This window comes from Pseudomonas sp. Hp2 (genome assembly GCF_006386585.1).
Lineage (GTDB): Bacteria > Pseudomonadota > Gammaproteobacteria > Xanthomonadales > Xanthomonadaceae > Pseudomonas_S > Pseudomonas_S boreopolis.
Genome location: NZ_VAHJ01000008.1, coordinates 40,724 through 58,278, shown reverse-complemented (window position 1 = coordinate 58,278; position 17,555 = coordinate 40,724). Strand labels below are relative to the sequence as shown.

The following is a 17,555-nucleotide window of genomic DNA, read 5'->3' as shown; positions in this document are numbered from 1 at the left end:
TCTTCATGCACGAAAGGCCGAAGCCAAAGCAAAGCAACGTCCCTGGATGATCAGCCATTCGGCTGCGGAAAAGCGCTTCCCGCCTTCGCGGGAATGACGATAGATAGATCGTGAGGCTTCGCCCGTACCCTCATCCGCCCCTTCGGGGCACCTCGCTTCGCGTCCCAGCCTGACGCAGCGCGCCAGGCGTTCAGGCGTGTGCGAGCCTGTGGCTCGCAAGCAACACGCCTTCACCCCAAAGGGAGAAGGGAAATAGTCCAAAGCCACCCAGAACAAACCCTATCCCACTCACCCAACTCCCACCACAACCGGCAACACCACCTCCACCCGATAACTCGCCCCCCGCACAACCGGCCCGATACGCCCACGCGGGCAATCCTCCCCATCCACACGCACCCGCACCTCCGTACAGGCCACATCACGCCGATACTCAACCTCGAAACGCGCCCCCCGAAACTCCCGCACCGCCCGCGCCCACTGCCAATGCGAAGGCAACTGCGGCGCCACCACCAGCGCATCGCCTTCCCCACGCAGGCCGAACAGGCTCTCCAGCACGCAGCGATAGACCCAGGCCACCGTGCCGGTATTGAACAACTGGCTGGAACGACCGGCGGTGCGCGGGAACTCGCGCCAGGCGCCGCGATAGTAGTTGGGCAGGTAGACCGGCAACTGGCCGCGCTGCAGCACGTCCTCGCGCGATGGCCCGGGGATCATCGCGCGCAGCACCGACCAGGCGCGGTCGGCCTCGCCGACGTGGTACAGGCCGTGCAGGTAGAACGCCGCGGCATGGTTGTAGACCGCGCCGTTCTCGGCCGAGCCCGGATGCTTCTGGGTCAACCGGCCCACGTCCTCGCGCATGCCGGTGTAGGCCGGCGCCAGCATCACCGGGCCGTACGGCGTGTGCAGCTGCGCCTCCACCGCGGCGAGCAGGCGCGCGCGCCGCTCCGCATCGGCGGCGCTGGACAGCATCGCCCAACTCTGCGGGTTCAGGTAGATGCGTCCCTCGGCATCGGCGGACACGCCGAAACGCACGCCGTCGTCGGTGATGCCGCGCGCGTACCAATCGCCATCCCACAGCTCGCGGTTGGCGTCGGCGTTGACCGCATCCGCCGCGCGGGCGAACTCCTCCGCCTGGGCGGCGCGCCCGTGCCGTGCGCACAGGCCCGACCACAGCCGCAGCGCGTACGCGGTGGCCAGCGTCAGCCAGCCGGACACGCCGGTGCCGCGCCAGCCGACCATGTTCATCGGATCGCACCAGTCGCCCTGCGCGATGTAGCTCAGGCCGCGCCCGTCGCGCGCCTGCAGCAGGTGGCGCATCGCCGCGTCCACGCGCTCGGCGACGCTGCGGCGTTCGCCCGCGGCATCGGCCACGGTCTCGTCCAGCACGCCGGCATCGCCGGTCTCGCCGAGGTAGGCCTCGAGGAAGATCGGCAGCCACACGCAGTGGTCGGTGTGCGGCACCTGGTTGATGTATTTCAGCTCGGCGCCTTCCTCGAGCAGGATGCCGTCGGGCATCGCGCCGCCGGGCTCCTGCTGCGACAGCGCGTGCAGCAGCGCGGCCCGGGCCACCTGCGGCCGCAGGTAGCTCATGCCCATGTGGTCCTGCAGGTAATTGCGGGTCTGCGGGTCGGTGGTCAGGCGGTTGACGTCGCCATGGTAGAACACCTGCCGCGGCAGCCAATGGTTGACCAGGTTGTCGAGCGCGGGGTCCGGCGTCTCGATGCGCAGGCAGCCGCGCCCGGCCTCCAGGTGCGCGGCATGTTCGCGCCGCGCGCGGGCGAAGCCTTCCTCCGACAGGTAGCGCGCGCGCAGCGCGGCGATCTCCGCCTCGTCGCGCGCCGGGCCGAACAGGAAGCGCTGCGTGGCGGACTCGCCGTCGGCCAGCGCCAACCGGTACTGCAACACGGCGGTGGGCGTTTCGTAGCGGGCGTCGCTGCCGCCGAGCCGCTCGCCGAGCAGGGCCGAGGGCGCATGCAGCCCGCCCTCGCCCTCGAAGGCGTCCTGGCGCGCCTCCCAGGCCAGTGCCGGCTGCTCGTGCAGCAGGAAGGTGCAGTCCTTGAAGTCGCGCTGGCGGAAGTAGTCGGCCACCTTCTGGTACGGCGCCACGCTGCGGCAGACGATGCCGCCCAGGTCGGGCCGGTACTCGCCGGACTGGTTCATCCACGACATGTAGCCGACCGGGAAGTACGGGTACAGCGACAGCCTGCGCGCCCGCCCGGAGCGGTTGCGCACCGTGCACTCCCACAGTTCGAGCGGATCCTCGGCCGGCAGCGCCAGGTGCAGCTCGAGCACGATCCCGTCGTACTCGACCTCCCAGGCGATGTCGTGCTTGCCGGCCGAGAACGCGAAGCGCTGCGGGCGCGCGCGCACCGGCTCGTAGGGCGCCGAGTACAGCGCGCCGCTTTCCTCGTCCTTGAGGTAGAAAAAGCGCCCGGGATGGTGCGCGTAGTACGGCTGCTCCGGCTGCATGAAGGTGCGCGCCTCCAGGTTCGGCGCGTGCGCGTACTTGGCCGGCTCGGGCTGCATGAACTGCGCGGTCGCGTAGCCGCGGCAGGTCGCCTGGATCATCATCCGGCGGTTCCACAGGAAGGCGCCGGCCTGCGGCATCGCGGTGGGGCTGTGCAGCACGTAGCGCTCGCCGTCCGGACTGGGGGCGAGCAGGTCGTCGAGTTCGGTCATGGAGGGGTTTCCTGGGAGTGCCGGCGCGCGGCCAGCGCCTGCTGGATCTCGGCCAGGCGCGCGTCGTCGAGGGGATAGAAGCGCATCGTCGCCGCCGCCAGCAGCGCGACCAGGCCGGGGATCACCGTCATCAGCAGCACGATGCCGTGCTGCGAGGCATCGCTCTGCGACTGGTTGGCGACGTAGCCCATCGCCGCCAGCACCCAGGCGATCGCGGCCGAGGCCAGCGCGCCGCCCAGCTTCTGCGAGAACGTGGCCGCGGCGAAGTTCAGGCCGGTGGCGCGCCGGCCGGTGCGCCACTCGTTGTAGTCGGCGGTGTCGGCGTACATCGAGAACGCCAGCGGCGACTTCGGCCCGGGCGCGAACCCGATCAGCATGTTGAGCGCGAACGCGGCCGCGATCGCGTCGGGCGGCAGCAGGTACATCGCGCAGCTGAGCACGCCGACCAGCGCCATCAACAGCATCAGCAGGCGGCGCTTGTCCAGCCAGCGGGTCAGCAACGGCGTCGAGGCGGCGCCCAGCGCCAGCGCCACCGAGTAGCTGCCGAGGAACCAGCCGGTCAGCTCCGGCCGCCCGAGGTAGTACTTGAAGTAGTACACGCCGGCGCCGCCGCGCATCACGATCGTGACCATGATGACCAGCGCCAGCACGAACAGCACCAGCCAGGGCCGGTTGCCGATCAGGTCCGAGACGTCCTGGCGCAGCGGCGTGCGCTGCGTCGACACCGGTTCGATGCGCTCGCGCGTGGTCGCGAAGGCCGTGGCGAACAGCGCCGCGGCCAGCACGCCGTACAGCAGCATCGTGCGTTGCCAGCCCTGCGCATCGTCGCCGCCGCCCAGCCAGCGCACCAGGTCCAGCGTCGCGTAGTTGACCAGCGTGGTGCCGGCGAAGGCGGCGATGAAGCGCATGCTGACCAGGGTGGTGCGTTGCTGGCCGTCGGCGGTGATCACGCCCGACAGCGCCGAGTACGGGATGCTCACCACGGTGTAGGCCAGCATCATCGCCGAGAAGGTGGCGTAGGCCCAGACCAGGCGGCCGCCCTGGTCGAGGTCGGGCACCGTATAGGTCAGCAGGCCGGTCGCCGCCAGCGGCAGCGCGCCCCACAGCAGCCAGGGCCGGAACCGCCCCCAGCGCGTGCGCGTGCGGTCGGCGAGCATGCCCATCAGCGGGTCGCTGACGGCATCGCCGATCTTGGCGACCAGCATCATCGTGCCCACCGCCGCGGCCGGCAGGCCCATCGTGTCGGTGTAGAAGATCAGCAGGAAGGCGGAGATGTTGGCCCAATAAAAGTTGAGCCCTAGGTCGCCGAGTGCGTAGCCGGCCTTCTCGCGCATCCGCAACGGCTTGGCGGCGGGTTCCGGACGCGGCGTTGTCGGCATACGATCCTCCCTGGCGCAGGACGGCGATTTCCCTCGGGGACGCACACGCTACACCAGCGACGGCGCATGCGCCCGCACCATGTCGAATCGATTTGCACGTATAACGTCCCGTGATGAACCCGACCCAGCTCTCCCCCGCCCGCGCCATCGTGGTGATGGGCGTCTCCGGCAGCGGCAAGTCCACCGTCGCCTCGGCCCTGGCCCGCCACTACGGTTTCGATTTCCTCGACGCCGACGACTTCCACAGCGACGAGGCCAAGGCGCAGATGGCCGGCGGCACCCCGCTCAGCGACGAGCAGCGCGTGCCGTGGGTGCGCCGCCTGGGCGAACGGCTGCGCCAGCTCGCCGACGCCGGGCGGTCCTCGGTGCTGGCGTTCTCCGGACTGCGCCGCGAGCATCGCGACCTGCTGCGCGGCTGCGGCGTGCCGATGCGCTTCGTGTTCCTGCACGGATCGGCCGGGGTGATCGCCTCGCGCCTGTCCGCGCGCGGCGGGCACTTCATGCCGTCCTCCCTGCTCGACAGCCAGTTCGACGCATTGCAGCCGCCGGCGGACGAGCCGGACGTGATCGCGGTGGACGTCGCCCAGCCGCCGCAGGAGGTGGTGGCCGAGGCGATCGCCAAGCTGGACCAGGCACCGCCGGGAGCGCGCAAGGCCCTGCCGGCGTGAACGCGGGAGCCCGCGCGGATCAGGCCGCCGGTACCCGGCGGGTGCGGCGTTCGCCGAGGGCGCCCGATGCGGCGGCCTTCAGCAGCTTGCGGAACGTGGGGCATTGCGCGTGGTTCGGCGCGCGGCAGGCCGCGGCATGGCGCAGGCCTCGGCTCATTGCGCGCAGTCGTTCGACCCTCGCATCGATTTCGTCGGCCTTCGCGGCGAGCTTTTGCCGGTCGATCCCGGCCACCGGCAGGTGCGGAAGCATCGCGCCGATCTCGTCCAGGCTGAAGCCGGCGAGCTGGCCCAACGCGATCAGCGCGAGTTGGTCGAGCACGTCCGGCGCGAACTGGCGCCGCGCTCCCTGCCGGCTGGTCGGCCGGATGAGGCCTTTCTTCTCGTAGAAGCGCAGCGCGGAGGCGGCGATTCCCGAACGCTTCGCGACTTCGGAAATGTCCATGGCGAAACCCGTTGACTTGAAGTTGACTTCAACTTCTACGATGCGTCCGCCGGATCTGCCGGTCAACGTCCCACAGGCGCAACCATGGCAACCCTCGCGCAGCAAGCGGTCCACGTCGTACTCGTCGGCCTGGGCGCAACCGCCTTCATGGATCTCTGGCTGGCCTGCCTGAAGCGGCTCGGCGCCAGGACCCAGGCCATGGCCCTGATCGGACGCTGGGTCGGCCACTGGCGGCGCGGCATCTTCTTCCACGCCGCCATCGCGGACGCGCCGCCGGTCCGCCACGAGCGCGCCCTCGGCTGGGCGGTCCACTACATCGTCGGCATCGCGTTCGCCGCGCTGCTCGTGCTCCTGGAAGGCGCCGGCTGGATGCACCGGCCGACCCTTGGGCCGGCCATCGCCCTGGGCATCGCCACCGTGGCCGCGCCCTGGCTGGTCATGCAACCCGCGATGGGCGCCGGGATCGCGTCCGCCAGGACGCCGGCCCCGTTCCGGAACCGCGCCAAGAGCCTGGCCACCCATTTCGTCTTCGGCCTCGGCCTTTACCTGGCCGCGTGGTGCCTTGCGCTGCCGGAGTGAGCCGGACCCGGCAGGCGCCAGGCCCGGCGAAGACGCGCCTCAGCGCGCCGGTGCGGCGTTCGTCGCCCCGGCCACGCCCATCTCCTCCAGCAAGCGCGGCGCCGGGTAGACCCTGGCCATCAGCCAGCGCAGGTAGCGCATGTCGACGTGGATCGCCCGCTTGTAGCGCGGGTCGTACCACCAGCTCGCGCTCACCGATTCCCAGTTGCTGTCGAAGTTCAGGCCGATCAGCTCGCCCTTGGCGTTGAGCACCGGCGATCCGGAGTTGCCGCCGGTGGTGTCCAGGTTGGTGAGGAAGTTCACCGGCTGCGTCTTCAGCGCCGGATCGGCGGTGTCGCCGAAGTCGCCCCTGGCGATCGCGTCCAGCAGCGGCCCGGGCGCATCGAACGGCACCTTGCCGGTGTTCTTCTCGACGATGCCGGCCACGGTGGTCACGGGCGCGTAGGCGACCGCGTCGCGCGGCGCCAGCGGCTCGACCCGGCCGTAGCTCACCCGCAGCGTGCTGTTGGCGTCCGGATAGACCGCCCGCCCCTGCTTGCCGCGCCAGGCGACGAGCGCGCGCATGTAGGCTGGCCGCAGGCGCAGTTGCTCGCCCTCGCGCGCCTTGCGGCCTTCTTCCAGCCGCAGCTGCGCCGGTATCAACCGCTGGGCCAGCGCGATCAGCGGATCAGGCGCCAGCGCCTTGCCCTCGCGCGCGGCCGCGAACCGCGACAGGCGCTCGCCCTCGGTGCCGAGCCGGGTGGTCCCGTACAGCGTGTCCAAGGCCTGCGCCAGCTGCGCGGGCGTGCGGCCGAAGGCGGCGTCGAACTCCGGCACGCGCTGGGCGTCGGGCAGTTGCTGGTAGCGGGTGAGCAGCGCGGTCAGCAAGGTCTTTTCCACCGCCGGGTCGTAGCGGCGCTGGACCTGCTTGAGCACGCCCTCGATCAGGGCCTGGTCGCGCTGCTGGTAGCCGGCCTCGCGCTGCGCGTCGGGCTTGAGCGACTCCACGCGCAGCCGCTCCAGCAGCAGGGCCGAACGCATCAGCTGGGTCTGGCTGCCGAACAGGCCGAACAACAGCTCGCGGCCATGCAGCGCCGAACCCTCGGCCAGCGAGGCCTGCAGCGCGGCGATGTCGCGCGCATCCTGGCCGGTGGTCGCCGCCAGCATCCCGCGTTCGTCCTCCGCGCGCAGGCGCACCGCATCGCTGCGCAGCAATCCTTCCAGTTCGCCGGCGGCGCGCTTGCGGTTGTTCTTCAGCGACTGCAGCTGCGAGGCGTAACGGGTCCTGGCCTCGGCATCGCCCTTGCCCGCGGCCTCGATCACCCCGATCAGCTGGTCGAGCACCGCCACGCGCTGCGGCAGCGTCCAGTTGACCTGCTCGTCGAACTCGGCGGCGGTGCGATGGCGATAGGTGATGCCGGGATAGCCGGCCAGCATCGCGTAATCGCCGACCCTGGGCCCTTCGCGCGAGATCTGCAGGTGCGCCGGCGGCTGGTACGGCACGTTGTCCGGGCTGTAGTCGGCCGGTTTGCCGTCCTTGCCGACGTAGGCGCGCAGCAAGGTGAAATCGCCGCTATGGCGCGGCCACATGAAGTTGTCGATCTCGTCGCCGTAGTTGCCGATCGCGCGCGGCGGCGCGTAGACCAGCCGCACGTCGCGCAGCTCCAGCTGGCGGATGCGGTAGAAGTCGGTGCCGTAGTACATGTTGGCGACGCTGCAGCGCACCTCGCCGGACGCCTCGCAGTCGGCCACGATGCGCTTGCTGGCCGCGTCCACCGCGTCGTAGTAGGCCCGCCCGGTCTTGCCGCGCGCGCCCTTGAGCACCTCGTCGGTGACCTTGTCGAACCCCACCGTGACCAGCACCCGGAAATCGGGATTCGCGGGACGTTCGTCGCCACGGTCCTTGGCGATGAAGCCGTTGTCGATGTAATCGTGCTCCGGCGTGCTGTTGTACTGGATCACGCCCATCGCCACGTGGTGGTTGGTCAGCAGCAGGCCATCGGGCGAGACGAACGATCCGGTACCGCCGCCGACCTTGACCACGGCGCTGAGCGGCGGGCGGACCACGTCGGCGAGCGAGGCCGGATCGCCCTGGAACCCGGCCTGGCGCAGCGTATCGGCCAGTTGCGGCAATTGCGACGGCATCCACATGCCCTCGTCGGCACGTGCATGGGCGGACAACGCCAGCCCGACGGCCAGCGAGGCGGAAAGCGTATTGCGCATGGGCATGGAATCCCCCTGAAAACCAGCGCAGACCATAGCCGCAGGCGCACACGCGCGGCAACGGTGGCGTGCGCAAAGGACAAGTCGGCCCCCAGCTGCTGTTGCTGTTGCTGTTGCTGTTGCTGTTCGTGATTTTGCTCTGGATGGGACAGCACCTCCTCGCGCGGCGGCGCGCCAACCTCGTATGGCCTGCCAGCGTCGCTGCGGCGCGGCCCCTCCGTAGCGGTGGAGACGATGGGAAAAACCCCGCAGGGGCGACGCACATGGATGTGCGTCGTTTTTCGCCGGGGCAGGATGCCCCGTCGAAAAATCCCGCCGGCTCCGCGAACCCGTAGCGCAGCTGCGGGCGCGCAGGCGGGGTGTGCTTTCTTTTGGTTACTTTTCTTTACGCGGCACATCCTTGTGCCGCGCCCTTCGGGCCGGCTCCGCCGTGCGGCGCCGCTCCTGCGGCGCGCGTGCACAAGCAAAGAAAAGTAACTCGCCAAAGGCGAAAGCTTCTACCTTTATTGCCAAAGGCCCCAAGCCAAAACAAAGCAACGTCCCTGGATTCCCGCCTTCGCGGGAATGACGGTAATGGGAGATCGGAGATCGGAAGAATGGCAGAGGATCGCTGGATGATCAGCCGTTCGGCTGCTGAAAAGCGCTTCCCACCTTCGCAGGATTGACGATAGTAAAGATATGAGACTTCGCCCGTACCCTCGCCCGCTCCTCGGACACCTCGCTTCGCGCCCCGAACCAGCGCAGCGCGCCGAGCGTTCAGACATGCGCGAACCAGCGGCTTGCAAGCCGCACATCCTCACCCTGTAAAAGGATGAGAAAAAGCCTCCTATGCCATACCGCAATCGAGGTATGCGCAGACTTCCGCCGCGCCACCTGACAAGCTTGGCGCATCCCTCGCCGAGGGGCCAACGGGAAGGAACCGACATGAAACGCCTCATCCTGGCGCTGCTATGCAGCATCGCCATCCCCGCTGCATCCGCCGAAGCCCTGTTCACCGAGATCGCCTACCGAGGCGACGACGGCGGACCGGTCCCGACCGCCACGCAGTACCGCAACCCCGTGGTTGCCGGGTTCTATCCCGACCCCTCCGCCATCCGCGTCGGCGACGACTTCTACCTGGTGAACTCCACCTTCGGCTACTTCCCCGGCCTGCCGGTGTTCCATAGCCGCGACCTGGTGCACTGGACCCAGATAGGCAACGCGATCGACCGCCCCGGCCAGATCGACTACGGCCACAACGAACTCTCGCGCGGCCTGTTCGCCGCCTCGATCAGCCACCACGACGGCACCTTCTACATCGTCAACACCTGCTTCTACTGCGACCGCGGCAACTTCGTCATCACCGCGAAGAACCCCGCCGGCCCCTGGTCGGACCCGCACTGGCTCAAGTTCGAGGGTATCGACCCCTCGCTGTTCTTCGACGACGACGGCCGCGCCTGGCTGGTCAACAACGGCATTCCCCAGGGCAAGATGCGCTACGACGGCCACCGCGCGATCTGGCTGCAGCAGTTCGACGTGGCGACGATGTCGCTGGTCGGCCCGCGCACCGTGCTGGTGGACTCCGGCGCCGATCCTTCGACCAACCCGGAGCACGTCGAAGGCCCGCACCTGTTCCGCCGCAACGGCTGGTACTACCTGACCGCCGCCGAGGGCGGCACCGGCGAGCAGCACGCGCAGATGGTGTGGCGCAGCCGCGCCGTCACCGGGCCGTACGAACCGTTCCCGGGCAACCCCGTGCTGACCCAGCGCGACCTCGATCCGTCGCGGCCCGACCCGATCACCTCGGCCGGCCACGCCCAGTTCGTCGAACTGAAGGACGGCAGCTGGTGGGCCGTGTTCCTGGCCACGCGTCCCTACCGCGGCAACCAGTACAACCTCGGCCGCGAGACCTTCCTGCTGCCGATGCAATGGCACGACGACTGGCCGGTGGTGCTGCCGCGCGGCGAGCGCATACCGGCGGTCGCCACGCGGCCGAACCTGCCGGCCGGCAAGGCGGCGCAGCCGACCACCGGGCCGTTCGGCTGGACCGAGCGCTTCACCGGCAGCGCATTGCCGTTGCCGTGGATGACGATCAACGTGCCGCGGCAGCGCTGGTACGGCACCGGCAAGCAGGGCTTGCGCATCACGCCCTCGGCCACGCCGCTGGGCGAGTACGCCAGCGGCCAGCCGGCCTACATCGGCCACCGCCTGCAGCACCACAAGGCGACGATCGACGCCACCCTCGATCCGCGGCAGCTCTCCGCCGGCGAGCAGGCCGGGCTGGCGCTGCTGCAGAACGAGACCCACTTCTACGCGGCGATGCGCGTGGACGACGCCGAGGGACCTGCCGTGGTGCTGTACCGGCGCGCGGGCAAGGAACAACCGCAGGCCGGCGTGCCCGTCGCCCGGATCGCCCTGGCCGACGCGAAGCAGGCCCTGCGGCTGCGCTTCCAGCTGGACGGCCCGCGCCTGGATGCGTTCTACGCGAGCGGCCGCGGCGACTGGCAACCGCTGGCCCGCGACCTGGATGCGAGCCTGCTCAGCACCGACACCGCCGGCGGCTTCATCGGCGTCACCTTCGGGCCGTACGCGTACGACGCACGCAAGCAGTAGCGCCACCGGCGCGCGCCTGCGAGGCGAGGCTCCATCGCCTCACAGGCGCGCGACATGGCACAGCCGCACCTGCCCGGGCTCGATGCCATGGGCCTGCGCGGCGCGCGCCCGCAGCGCCTCGATCAACGCCTGCGGGTCGATGTCCTCGTCGCGCTCCGCGTGCATGCTGTAGGTCACCTGGCCCCACAGCACCGGACGGCCGCCGGAATAGGCCTCGAAATCGGCGAAGTAATGGCGTTCCATGGTCAGGTCCCGACGTGGACGCTCTCGCTCCATCCGCTGCAGCCCAGGTGCTCGAGCAGGATGTACGCGGCAAGCATGTAGCCCTGCATGCCATAGCCCCGTACCCGCGCCAGGCAGCCATGCTTCGCGTCGTCAGCGAAGCCGGCCGTGCGGGCCGCCCGCACGTCCACGTCCACGCGCGGCAGCTGCAGCGAGGCGAGCACGCGCGCCAGGCGGGCGCTGCCCGCGGCGGCGCCGGCATCCAGGATCAGCGCATGCCCGCCGCTCGGGTGCGCCAGGCGCAAGGCATCGAGCAATTCCCGCTCGTCGCCGCAGGCGCGTACCGACAGCGCATGCCCCGCCTCGCCCACGCTCGCCGCCAGCTGGCCCAGCAATCCGCGTGGCAGCGGCACGGGTCCACGGGCGCCCTGTCCCGCCGGGCCGCGCACGATCAGGATGGACATGACCGGTCCGCTCCTTCTGCATCTTCGATCGACGCCAACCGGCGCGCTGCGATGCCCAGCGACATCGCATAGCCGCGCGCACGGTCGTGCGGCGTGACCACCACCGCCATCGGGCCGTGCTGCGGATGCAGCCACGCCTCCAGCTCCGCGCCGCCATCGGCGTGCAGCTCGATATAGGGCACCGGCAGCGCATCGAACGTGCGCCGCAGCGACGGTATCGCCGATCGCGGCACCTGCAACTCGCCCGGTTCGATGAGGACCAGCGCCGCATCCGACGCTGGCACGGCACGCAGCGCCGCGGCCATGGCCTCCACGTCCTCGCACGACACGCGCCCGATGCCATGTCCGGCGCATCGGGAAGGCAGCACGGGCGGCAGGCCCTCCGGTGGAATGCCTGGTCCCTGCAAGATCAACAGCGACATCGTCGTCACACTCGCATGCACCCCAAGGTGCGGAGCGGCCACGATAGGAAACCACCGCGTAAAGCCGCCATTCCCGCGGCGCGGCGGCAGCGTAAATTGTGCGTATCGCCGCCTCCGGCCGTTCGCCGGCCTTCGGCTACCGGCCGCGCATGCCGGCTCACGGCGGTGCCGGCCGCGCGGTGAACTCCAGGTAGGTCGAAAGAATGTACTTGTCGCCGCTGCGCGGCGGCAGCGCCGCGTGCATGTACATCCAGTACGGCGGGAACACCAGCAGCCGCCCGGCGCGCGGAACGATGTCCAGGTCCAGGTCGACGAAGCGGGTCTGCCCGCCCTCGGCGACGTCGTTGAGGTACCAGAGGAACACCAGGTAACGGCCGGTCTCCTCGTCGCAGGCATCGAAGTGCGGCTGGAACGCATCGCCCGCCTGCGCGCGGTATTGCTTGATCCGCAGGTCCGCCAGCCGCGGCCGCCACGGCACCTCGGCGGACAGGCCGATATCGCGGTTGTAGCGCGCCAGCGCCTGCTGGACGCGCTGGATGAAGAAGCCCTTGAACGCCGGATCGGCCAACCTGGAGACGTTCAACTCGGTCCACGCGCTTTGCTCCAGCCCGGCGCGCGCGCCCATGCCATTGCGGCTGTGCCAGCCCGAGGACGCATGGAACGAAGCGATCAGCTGCTCGCAGAACGCCGGCTCCAGGTCGCCGTCGTAGCAGCGTACGTAGTGCTTGAGGTCGGTCGCGCTCATGCGGTCTCCGTGAAAGAAGACGGCGCGCCCAAGGGCGCGCCGTCTAGGTGCTTCGTTCCAGAAAACGGCCGTCCTCAGAACCGGTAGGTCGCGCGCATCCAGTAATAGCGGCCGATCGTGTCGTAGGTGCTCACGTCGGTATTCGCGTTCAGGACGTTGTTCTGGTACATGACCGGCGGCTGCTTGTTGGTCAGGTTGTCCACGCCCAGGTCGAAGCGCAGGTTGGCGGCGGTCATGTCGTAACCCACCTGGAACGAGTGGTACATGTAGCTACCGTAGTTCAGCACCACACCGTCGTAGCCCACGCCACCGTCGGCGGTCATGTACTGGGACGGATCGGTGCTGCCGATCTGGATCTTGCCGATATAGCGCGTGGTCCAGGTCGCATCCCACGAACCCAGCTTCCAACCGATCTGGGCGCGCGCGCGCCAACGGGCATAGTTGCCGTAGGACGAATTGTAACGGCCTGCCATGTGGATCACCGTAGCGCCCGTGTCGATGTCGTAGCGCTGCAGGTAGGTGCTGTCCAGGGCGAAGTTGAAGCGGCCCCACTGCGTCTCGGGCAGCGCATAGTTCACGCCGAAGTCGATGCCCTGGGTATCGAGCTTGCCGATGTTGATCACCGGAGTCTCGATGTAGTCGATGTTGCCGGCGCTAACCGAGGTCGACGGATAGCGGTGGAGGTAGCTGCAGTACGGGCTGTTCTCGTCGTTGTAGCAGAGATTGGCGACGGTCTGCGCGGAGATGTCCTGGATCACGTCGTCGAGCTTGACCTTCCACCAGTCCAGGCTGACCGACAGGCCGGGCACGAACTCAGGGCTGTAGACGATACCGTAGTCGTACGAGGTGCCCTTTTCAGGCTTGAGGTCGTAGCCGACATAGCGCGAGCCGGAGGTGACGGCATCGGTCTGCGACAGGCCCGAGCCTTCCCAGCCGACCGGTACGCCGGCGCAGGCCTTTTCATGGCCCGTACCGCTGTAGCCGATGCACGGGTCCCTGAAGGTCGGCTGGTTCGCGCCCGGCCCGGCATAGATGTCGTTGAGGGTCGGAGCGCGGAATACCTGCGACACCGTGCCACGCACCATCAGGTCCTGGACCGGCCGCCACTCGAGCTGGAACGAGGCACTGTTGTTGGTGCTATCCACGCTGCTGTAGTCGGAGACGCGGTCGCTCAGGGTCGCACTGAGCGCGCCAACCGGCGAGGACTGCTCCAGCAGCGGGACGTACAGCTGCGCATAGGCCTCCTTGACGTTGAAGCCGCCGCTCATCGGCGTGGAACACGCTTCCGAAGAGATCGCGCAGGTGAGGTCCTCGTCCATCAACGCATTGCTGGAGACGGTGTAGTTCAGGGTCTCCTTGCGATACAGCGCGCCCACCGCCAACTGCATCGTACCGGCAGGCAGCTCCCACAGGCTGCCGTTGGCGCTGGCCTCCCACTGGCGTTTGATCGTGGTGGTGGAGTACCGCGGGATCGACTCGTGGCTGTTCAGCCAGGTCGAGGCCGCTTCCTGGTCGAAGATGTTGATCTCGCCATTGTCGATTGCCTGTTGCAGCGTGGAATAGTCCACGTAGCCGTGGCTCCAGTTTCTCTGCTTGTAATGGCCATAGTTGTAGTTGACGTCCCAGGCCCAGCTGCTGTCGCCGAAGGTGCCCTTCAGGCCGGCGACTACCTGGTCGTTGCTGGTGTCGTAGAAGCCTTCGCGTTGGCCCAGCGAGATGAAGCGATTGCGATACTCGTAGCCATTCGGCCCGAACTCGACGCCGAACGGGTTGTACGGATTGTCGGCCGCGATGGTGATGCCGTCGCTCTGCGCGTCGAACGGCAACGGCGCGATCGCGAAGTTCGACATCGTGTGGTTGTGATAGGCGTTGATGTACGCCTGCATGTTGTCGGTGATGTTGAAGCTGCCGAGTACGAAGCCGCCGATGCGCTCCTGCGGCGTCATCAGCAGGTTCTGCGCCTGGTAGTTGTAGGCATCCGACGAGGAGTAGCACTTGTAGCCACCGCTGCCGTTGCTGGTCATCGCGCCGTTGGCATCGCAACCGTTGGCGGTCAGCACGCTCGAAGGCAGCTTGTAGTAGCCGGTCGGCGTGCGGCTCGATCCGCTCTTGATGATGCTGCCGCTGGAAAGATACATCGCGTACTTGGAGTAGTCGCGGTTGGCCGACGACACTTCGTTCTGCTTGTTGTAGTCGAGGCCGACCACGACGTTGCCGCGGTCCCAGGTCTTGCCGAAGGTGAAGGTACCACCGTGGCGGGCACCGTCGCCGGCGCTGGCCTGGCCGTAGTTGGCGGTGACTTCGCCGCCCTCGAAGTTCTTGCGCAGGATGAAATTGACCACGCCGCCGATGGCGTCGGAGCCGTACACGGCCGACGCGCCCACTTTCAGCACCTCGACGCGCTCGATCATGTTGGCGGGGATCGAGTTGACGTCGTTGTTGAAGACGCGGTGGCCGTCGATCAGCAACAGCGTGCGCTGGTCGCCCAGGCCGCGCAGCGAGATGGTCGAGGCGCCATCGCCGCCACCGTTGTTGACGGCGGGATTGGTCGCCGCGCCGGCAATGCCCGGCAGCGACTGCAGCAGGTCGCCCAGCGTTTGCTTGCCGCTCTGCTGGATCTGCTGGCGATCGACCACGGCCACCGGGCTGGCGGTCTCGACATCGACGCGGCGGACCAGCGAACCGGTCACGGTGACGGTATCGAGGCTGGTCGGCGTCTTGTCATTGGAGGTGTCGGGGGTCTGCGCATATAGCGCGACGGGCGCGAGCGCCAGGCCGAGCGGCAGCGCGAGGCGGACGGCGTGGGCGAGCTTGCTGGTTCTTGCGGGCATTGCAACGGCCTCGATGGAAGAAAGCACGAGTTGCGGAAAGCAGGTTCCGGCTCGTGGCGCCCAGGGACGGGCAGGTGTCGGGTCGCGTGCGACCACCGCCATATGACCGGGGATGTGCACACTTGGTTAAATTTTTATAAGACGAGGCGGGCATCCGCGTGCCGCTTGGTTGTCCACGTGTGTCAGGCATGACACGCAATGTCTTGCCAAGGAATATTCGAGCGATAAACGGCACCGGAACGGGCCGGGAGACCCGTTCACGTGTCGGTCCGGTGCAAGAAGCAGGTCTCGTGCATCGCTTTGGTGCGGGCACGGGTTACGAAGCCGTTATCCGCGATTCATGTAGTCATGGCGGGGACGGCGATCGGCTTGGAACCTCCTGCCACTCGCCAATTCCTCGCCGGCAGCATCAACCGCCGTAGCCCCACCGCTCCAGGTAGGGCCGCAACACCGGCAACACCGGTTCGAAATGGCGCCGGTAGGGATGCCAGCGGTCCAACCCGCGCCGGTTGATGCCTTCGACCACCTGCGCGTAGCTGGGCGTGCTGATGAACCCCTTGCCGCGCGCATGGCGCTGGAAGTCGAGCAGGCGCTCGGGCTGTTCCAGCTCCAGGAAGGCTCCCAGCTTGCCGACCTGCCCGGCGACGTCGTCCACCAGGTCCTCGTAGCGGCTTTCCATCGCGATCGGCGCGAGCAGGCGCGCATGGTGCAGCCAATGGTCCATCGCGTCGGCGTAGCCGCGCGCCAACCGGTCCAGGTCCGAACACAGCATCGCGAACGCGGGGGAACGGAACGCCTGCATGTAGCAGCTGAGCAGCACGTCGCAGGGATGGCGCAGCGCGAGGATCACCCGCGCCTGCGGGAACAGGCGATGGATCAGCGGCAGGCGCAGCAGGTTCAGCGGGTTCTTGTCGACCAGGCGCTGGCCCGGCATCGGCGAGGCCACCTCGCGCACCCGTCGCCAGTACTCGCCGCGCAGCGCCTCGCAGGCGGCATCGTCCAGCTCGCCCAGGCCGTCGGGCCAGGCCAGGCCCTCGCGTTCCAGCCGCTCCGCCAGCTCCTGCAGGAACGGCCGCTCGTCCATCGAGCACAGCGCCGGATGCGCATCCAGCATCTGCTCCAGCAACGTGGTGCCCGAGCGCGGGAAGCCGACCACGAAGACCGGCGAATCGGCCATCGCCGGCCCCGCCACCGGGCGCGCGGCGGCATGGCGCTGCGGCGACCAGCGCTGGCGCGCGACCGGCAGCGGCGCATCGCTGCGCTTCATCGCTTCCGGCACCAGCGGCGCGATGCCGGCCAGCTGCGCGGCGTGGGCCTCGGCGCAGGCGCGCATCGCCTCGTCCGGCTGCCCGAGCCGGTCGTAGCAGCGCGCCAGCGCGAAGTAGAGGTTGCTGCGCTTGCGCTTGTCGCCGGGCTCGGCCAGCAGGGTTTCCAGGGCCTGGCTGGCCTGGGCCCACTCGCCTTCGCGCATCGCCAGCACGGCCCGGGCGTTGAGCACGTCCTGCCGCACGTCGGCATCGGCGACGGCCTGCGCGGCAGGCAGGCGCGCCGCGGCGGCGCGCGCATCGTCCAGGCGATTGGCGCGCTCCATCACCATCACCCGGCGCGCCCACGCCCGGGTCGGATCGGGCGACCGTGCGATGCAGTCGCGCAACAGGGCATCGGCCTCGTCGGTGCGGCCGTCCTGCGCCAGCAGCCACGCCAGGTCCTGCGTGCCGTCCGCATCCAGCGGCGGCCACTGGCGCCACGACGCGAGCAACCGCTGCTCGCGCTGGAAATCGCCGCATTCGTGGCAGGCCATCGCCGCGTGCAATCGCGTCAGCGGCGCCGATGGATCCAGTTCGTGCGCATCCAGCAGATGCTCGCGCGCGGCGGCGTAGTCGCCTTCGTCCATCGCCAACAGGCCGAGGTTGTGGTGCGTGAGCGGATCGCGCGGTTCCAGCGCGCAGGCGCGCCGGTACGCCGCCCTCGCCTCGTCGATGCGGCGCAGCTCGCGCAGCGCGTTGCCGAGGTTGTTCCAGTGCGCCGCCTCGCCCGGCTGGCGCCGGGCCAGCTCGGCATGCACGTCGGCGGCCTCGGCCACCCGCCCCTGCATCTGCAGGCTCGCGGCCAGCAGGCTGCGCGCCAGCACGTCGTCGGGAAAGCGCTCCAGATGGCGCAGCGCACCCCGCTCCAGTTCCCCGGCACGGCCGGATTCCAAGGCCGCGAGCAGCGCCGGGATCGTGGGCGATGCAGCGTCGTGCGAAGAAGGAGAAGTCATTGCATGCGGCCGCGGCGCTGGGGAAGCGGACCATAGCGGTCCGGCCGGGCATTCCGCAATGGACCGGGCC

At 69.0% G+C, this 17,555-nt stretch carries 13 protein-coding genes; 3 read left to right on the top strand and 10 right to left on the bottom strand.

Annotated features, from left to right (window positions below; translation table 11 throughout):
- Positions 1-288: 288 nt before the first annotated feature.
- Both FD678_RS18565 and FD678_RS18560 read right to left on the bottom strand, forming a co-directional pair.
- Positions 289-2,679, bottom strand: coding sequence for a GH36-type glycosyl hydrolase domain-containing protein (locus FD678_RS18565; RefSeq protein ID WP_140727468.1), 2,391 nt, complete (start codon positions 2,677-2,679; stop codon positions 289-291).
- Positions 2,676-4,058 (bottom strand): MFS transporter, encoded by a 1,383-nt coding sequence (locus FD678_RS18560; protein WP_140727466.1) that lies wholly within the window; start codon positions 4,056-4,058, stop codon positions 2,676-2,678. Before FD678_RS18560 ends, FD678_RS18565 begins: the two co-directional genes overlap by 4 nt.
- A gap of 113 nt (positions 4,059-4,171) precedes the next feature.
- Between FD678_RS18560 and FD678_RS18555 the strand changes: the two genes are divergently transcribed.
- The gene (locus tag FD678_RS18555) at positions 4,172-4,726 is read left to right on the top strand and encodes a gluconokinase (RefSeq protein WP_218569847.1); all 555 of its coding nucleotides are present in this window, start codon (positions 4,172-4,174) and stop codon (positions 4,724-4,726) included.
- A 19-nt stretch (positions 4,727-4,745) separates the two neighbouring features.
- Here the strand turns inward: FD678_RS18555 and FD678_RS18550 are convergent, their stop codons facing one another.
- On the bottom strand, positions 4,746-5,168 hold the full coding sequence (locus tag FD678_RS18550; RefSeq protein ID WP_140727721.1) for a helix-turn-helix domain-containing protein: 423 nt from the start codon (positions 5,166-5,168) through the stop codon (positions 4,746-4,748).
- 84 nt (positions 5,169-5,252) lie between these two features.
- On the opposite strand from FD678_RS18550, the gene FD678_RS18545 reads away from it, so the two are divergent.
- Positions 5,253-5,747 carry a DUF2938 domain-containing protein gene (locus tag FD678_RS18545; RefSeq protein WP_140727464.1) on the top strand — a complete coding sequence of 165 codons (495 nt, stop codon included), beginning with the start codon at positions 5,253-5,255 and terminating at the stop codon, positions 5,745-5,747.
- 39 nt (positions 5,748-5,786) lie between these two features.
- Here FD678_RS18545 and FD678_RS18540 read toward each other — a convergent pair whose 3' ends face one another.
- On the bottom strand, positions 5,787-7,955 hold the full coding sequence (locus tag FD678_RS18540) for a S46 family peptidase (RefSeq protein ID WP_140727462.1): 2,169 nt from the start codon (positions 7,953-7,955) through the stop codon (positions 5,787-5,789).
- Between the two features lie 918 nt (positions 7,956-8,873).
- Between FD678_RS18540 and FD678_RS18535 the strand changes: the two genes are divergently transcribed.
- On the top strand, positions 8,874-10,541 hold the full coding sequence (locus FD678_RS18535) for a glycoside hydrolase family 43 protein (RefSeq protein ID WP_140727460.1): 1,668 nt from the start codon (positions 8,874-8,876) through the stop codon (positions 10,539-10,541).
- A 39-nt stretch (positions 10,542-10,580) separates the two neighbouring features.
- Here FD678_RS18535 and FD678_RS18530 read toward each other — a convergent pair whose 3' ends face one another.
- From FD678_RS18530 to FD678_RS18505, 6 genes are all read right to left on the bottom strand, one after another.
- Positions 10,581-10,784, bottom strand: a complete 204-nt coding sequence (locus tag FD678_RS18530; RefSeq protein WP_140727458.1) for a hypothetical protein — start codon at positions 10,782-10,784, stop codon at positions 10,581-10,583.
- A 2-nt stretch (positions 10,785-10,786) separates the two neighbouring features.
- A complete protein-coding gene (locus FD678_RS18525; protein WP_140727456.1) occupies positions 10,787-11,227 on the bottom strand; it encodes a 3-dehydroquinate dehydratase in 441 nt (146 codons plus the stop codon).
- On the bottom strand, positions 11,215-11,658 hold the full coding sequence (locus tag FD678_RS18520) for a hypothetical protein (protein WP_218569846.1): 444 nt from the start codon (positions 11,656-11,658) through the stop codon (positions 11,215-11,217). The genes FD678_RS18525 and FD678_RS18520 overlap by 13 nt, the downstream gene beginning before the upstream one ends.
- Before the next feature lie 148 nt (positions 11,659-11,806).
- Positions 11,807-12,394 (bottom strand): 2OG-Fe(II) oxygenase family protein, encoded by a 588-nt coding sequence (locus FD678_RS18515; RefSeq protein WP_140727454.1) that lies wholly within the window; start codon positions 12,392-12,394, stop codon positions 11,807-11,809.
- A gap of 74 nt (positions 12,395-12,468) precedes the next feature.
- Positions 12,469-15,225 (bottom strand): TonB-dependent receptor, encoded by a 2,757-nt coding sequence (locus FD678_RS18510; RefSeq protein ID WP_140727452.1) that lies wholly within the window; start codon positions 15,223-15,225, stop codon positions 12,469-12,471.
- Positions 15,226-15,634: 409 nt separating this feature from the next.
- Positions 15,635-17,485, bottom strand: coding sequence for a sulfotransferase family protein (locus FD678_RS18505; RefSeq protein ID WP_140727450.1), 1,851 nt, complete (start codon positions 17,483-17,485; stop codon positions 15,635-15,637).
- Positions 17,486-17,555 lie beyond the last annotated feature (70 nt).

Excerpts from the sequence above, each read along its gene's own strand:
- FD678_RS18555 (WP_218569847.1), top strand. The coding sequence starts at position 4,172 with ATGAACCCGACCCAGCTCTCCCCCGCCCGCGCCATCGTGGTGATGGGC.
- FD678_RS18505 (WP_140727450.1), bottom strand. The coding sequence starts at position 17,485 with ATGACTTCTCCTTCTTCGCACGACGCTGCATCGCCCACGATCCCGGCG.
- FD678_RS18525 (WP_140727456.1), bottom strand. The coding sequence starts at position 11,227 with ATGTCCATCCTGATCGTGCGCGGCCCGGCGGGACAGGGCGCCCGTGGA.
- FD678_RS18540 (WP_140727462.1), bottom strand. The coding sequence starts at position 7,955 with ATGCCCATGCGCAATACGCTTTCCGCCTCGCTGGCCGTCGGGCTGGCG.
- FD678_RS18545 (WP_140727464.1), top strand. The coding sequence starts at position 5,253 with ATGGCAACCCTCGCGCAGCAAGCGGTCCACGTCGTACTCGTCGGCCTG.
- FD678_RS18510 (WP_140727452.1), bottom strand. The coding sequence starts at position 15,225 with ATGCCCGCAAGAACCAGCAAGCTCGCCCACGCCGTCCGCCTCGCGCTG.
- FD678_RS18565 (WP_140727468.1), bottom strand. The coding sequence starts at position 2,679 with ATGACCGAACTCGACGACCTGCTCGCCCCCAGTCCGGACGGCGAGCGC.
- FD678_RS18515 (WP_140727454.1), bottom strand. The coding sequence starts at position 12,394 with ATGAGCGCGACCGACCTCAAGCACTACGTACGCTGCTACGACGGCGAC.
- FD678_RS18530 (WP_140727458.1), bottom strand. The coding sequence starts at position 10,784 with ATGGAACGCCATTACTTCGCCGATTTCGAGGCCTATTCCGGCGGCCGT.
- FD678_RS18560 (WP_140727466.1), bottom strand. The coding sequence starts at position 4,058 with ATGCCGACAACGCCGCGTCCGGAACCCGCCGCCAAGCCGTTGCGGATG.
- FD678_RS18535 (WP_140727460.1), top strand. The coding sequence starts at position 8,874 with ATGAAACGCCTCATCCTGGCGCTGCTATGCAGCATCGCCATCCCCGCT.
- FD678_RS18550 (WP_140727721.1), bottom strand. The coding sequence starts at position 5,168 with ATGGACATTTCCGAAGTCGCGAAGCGTTCGGGAATCGCCGCCTCCGCG.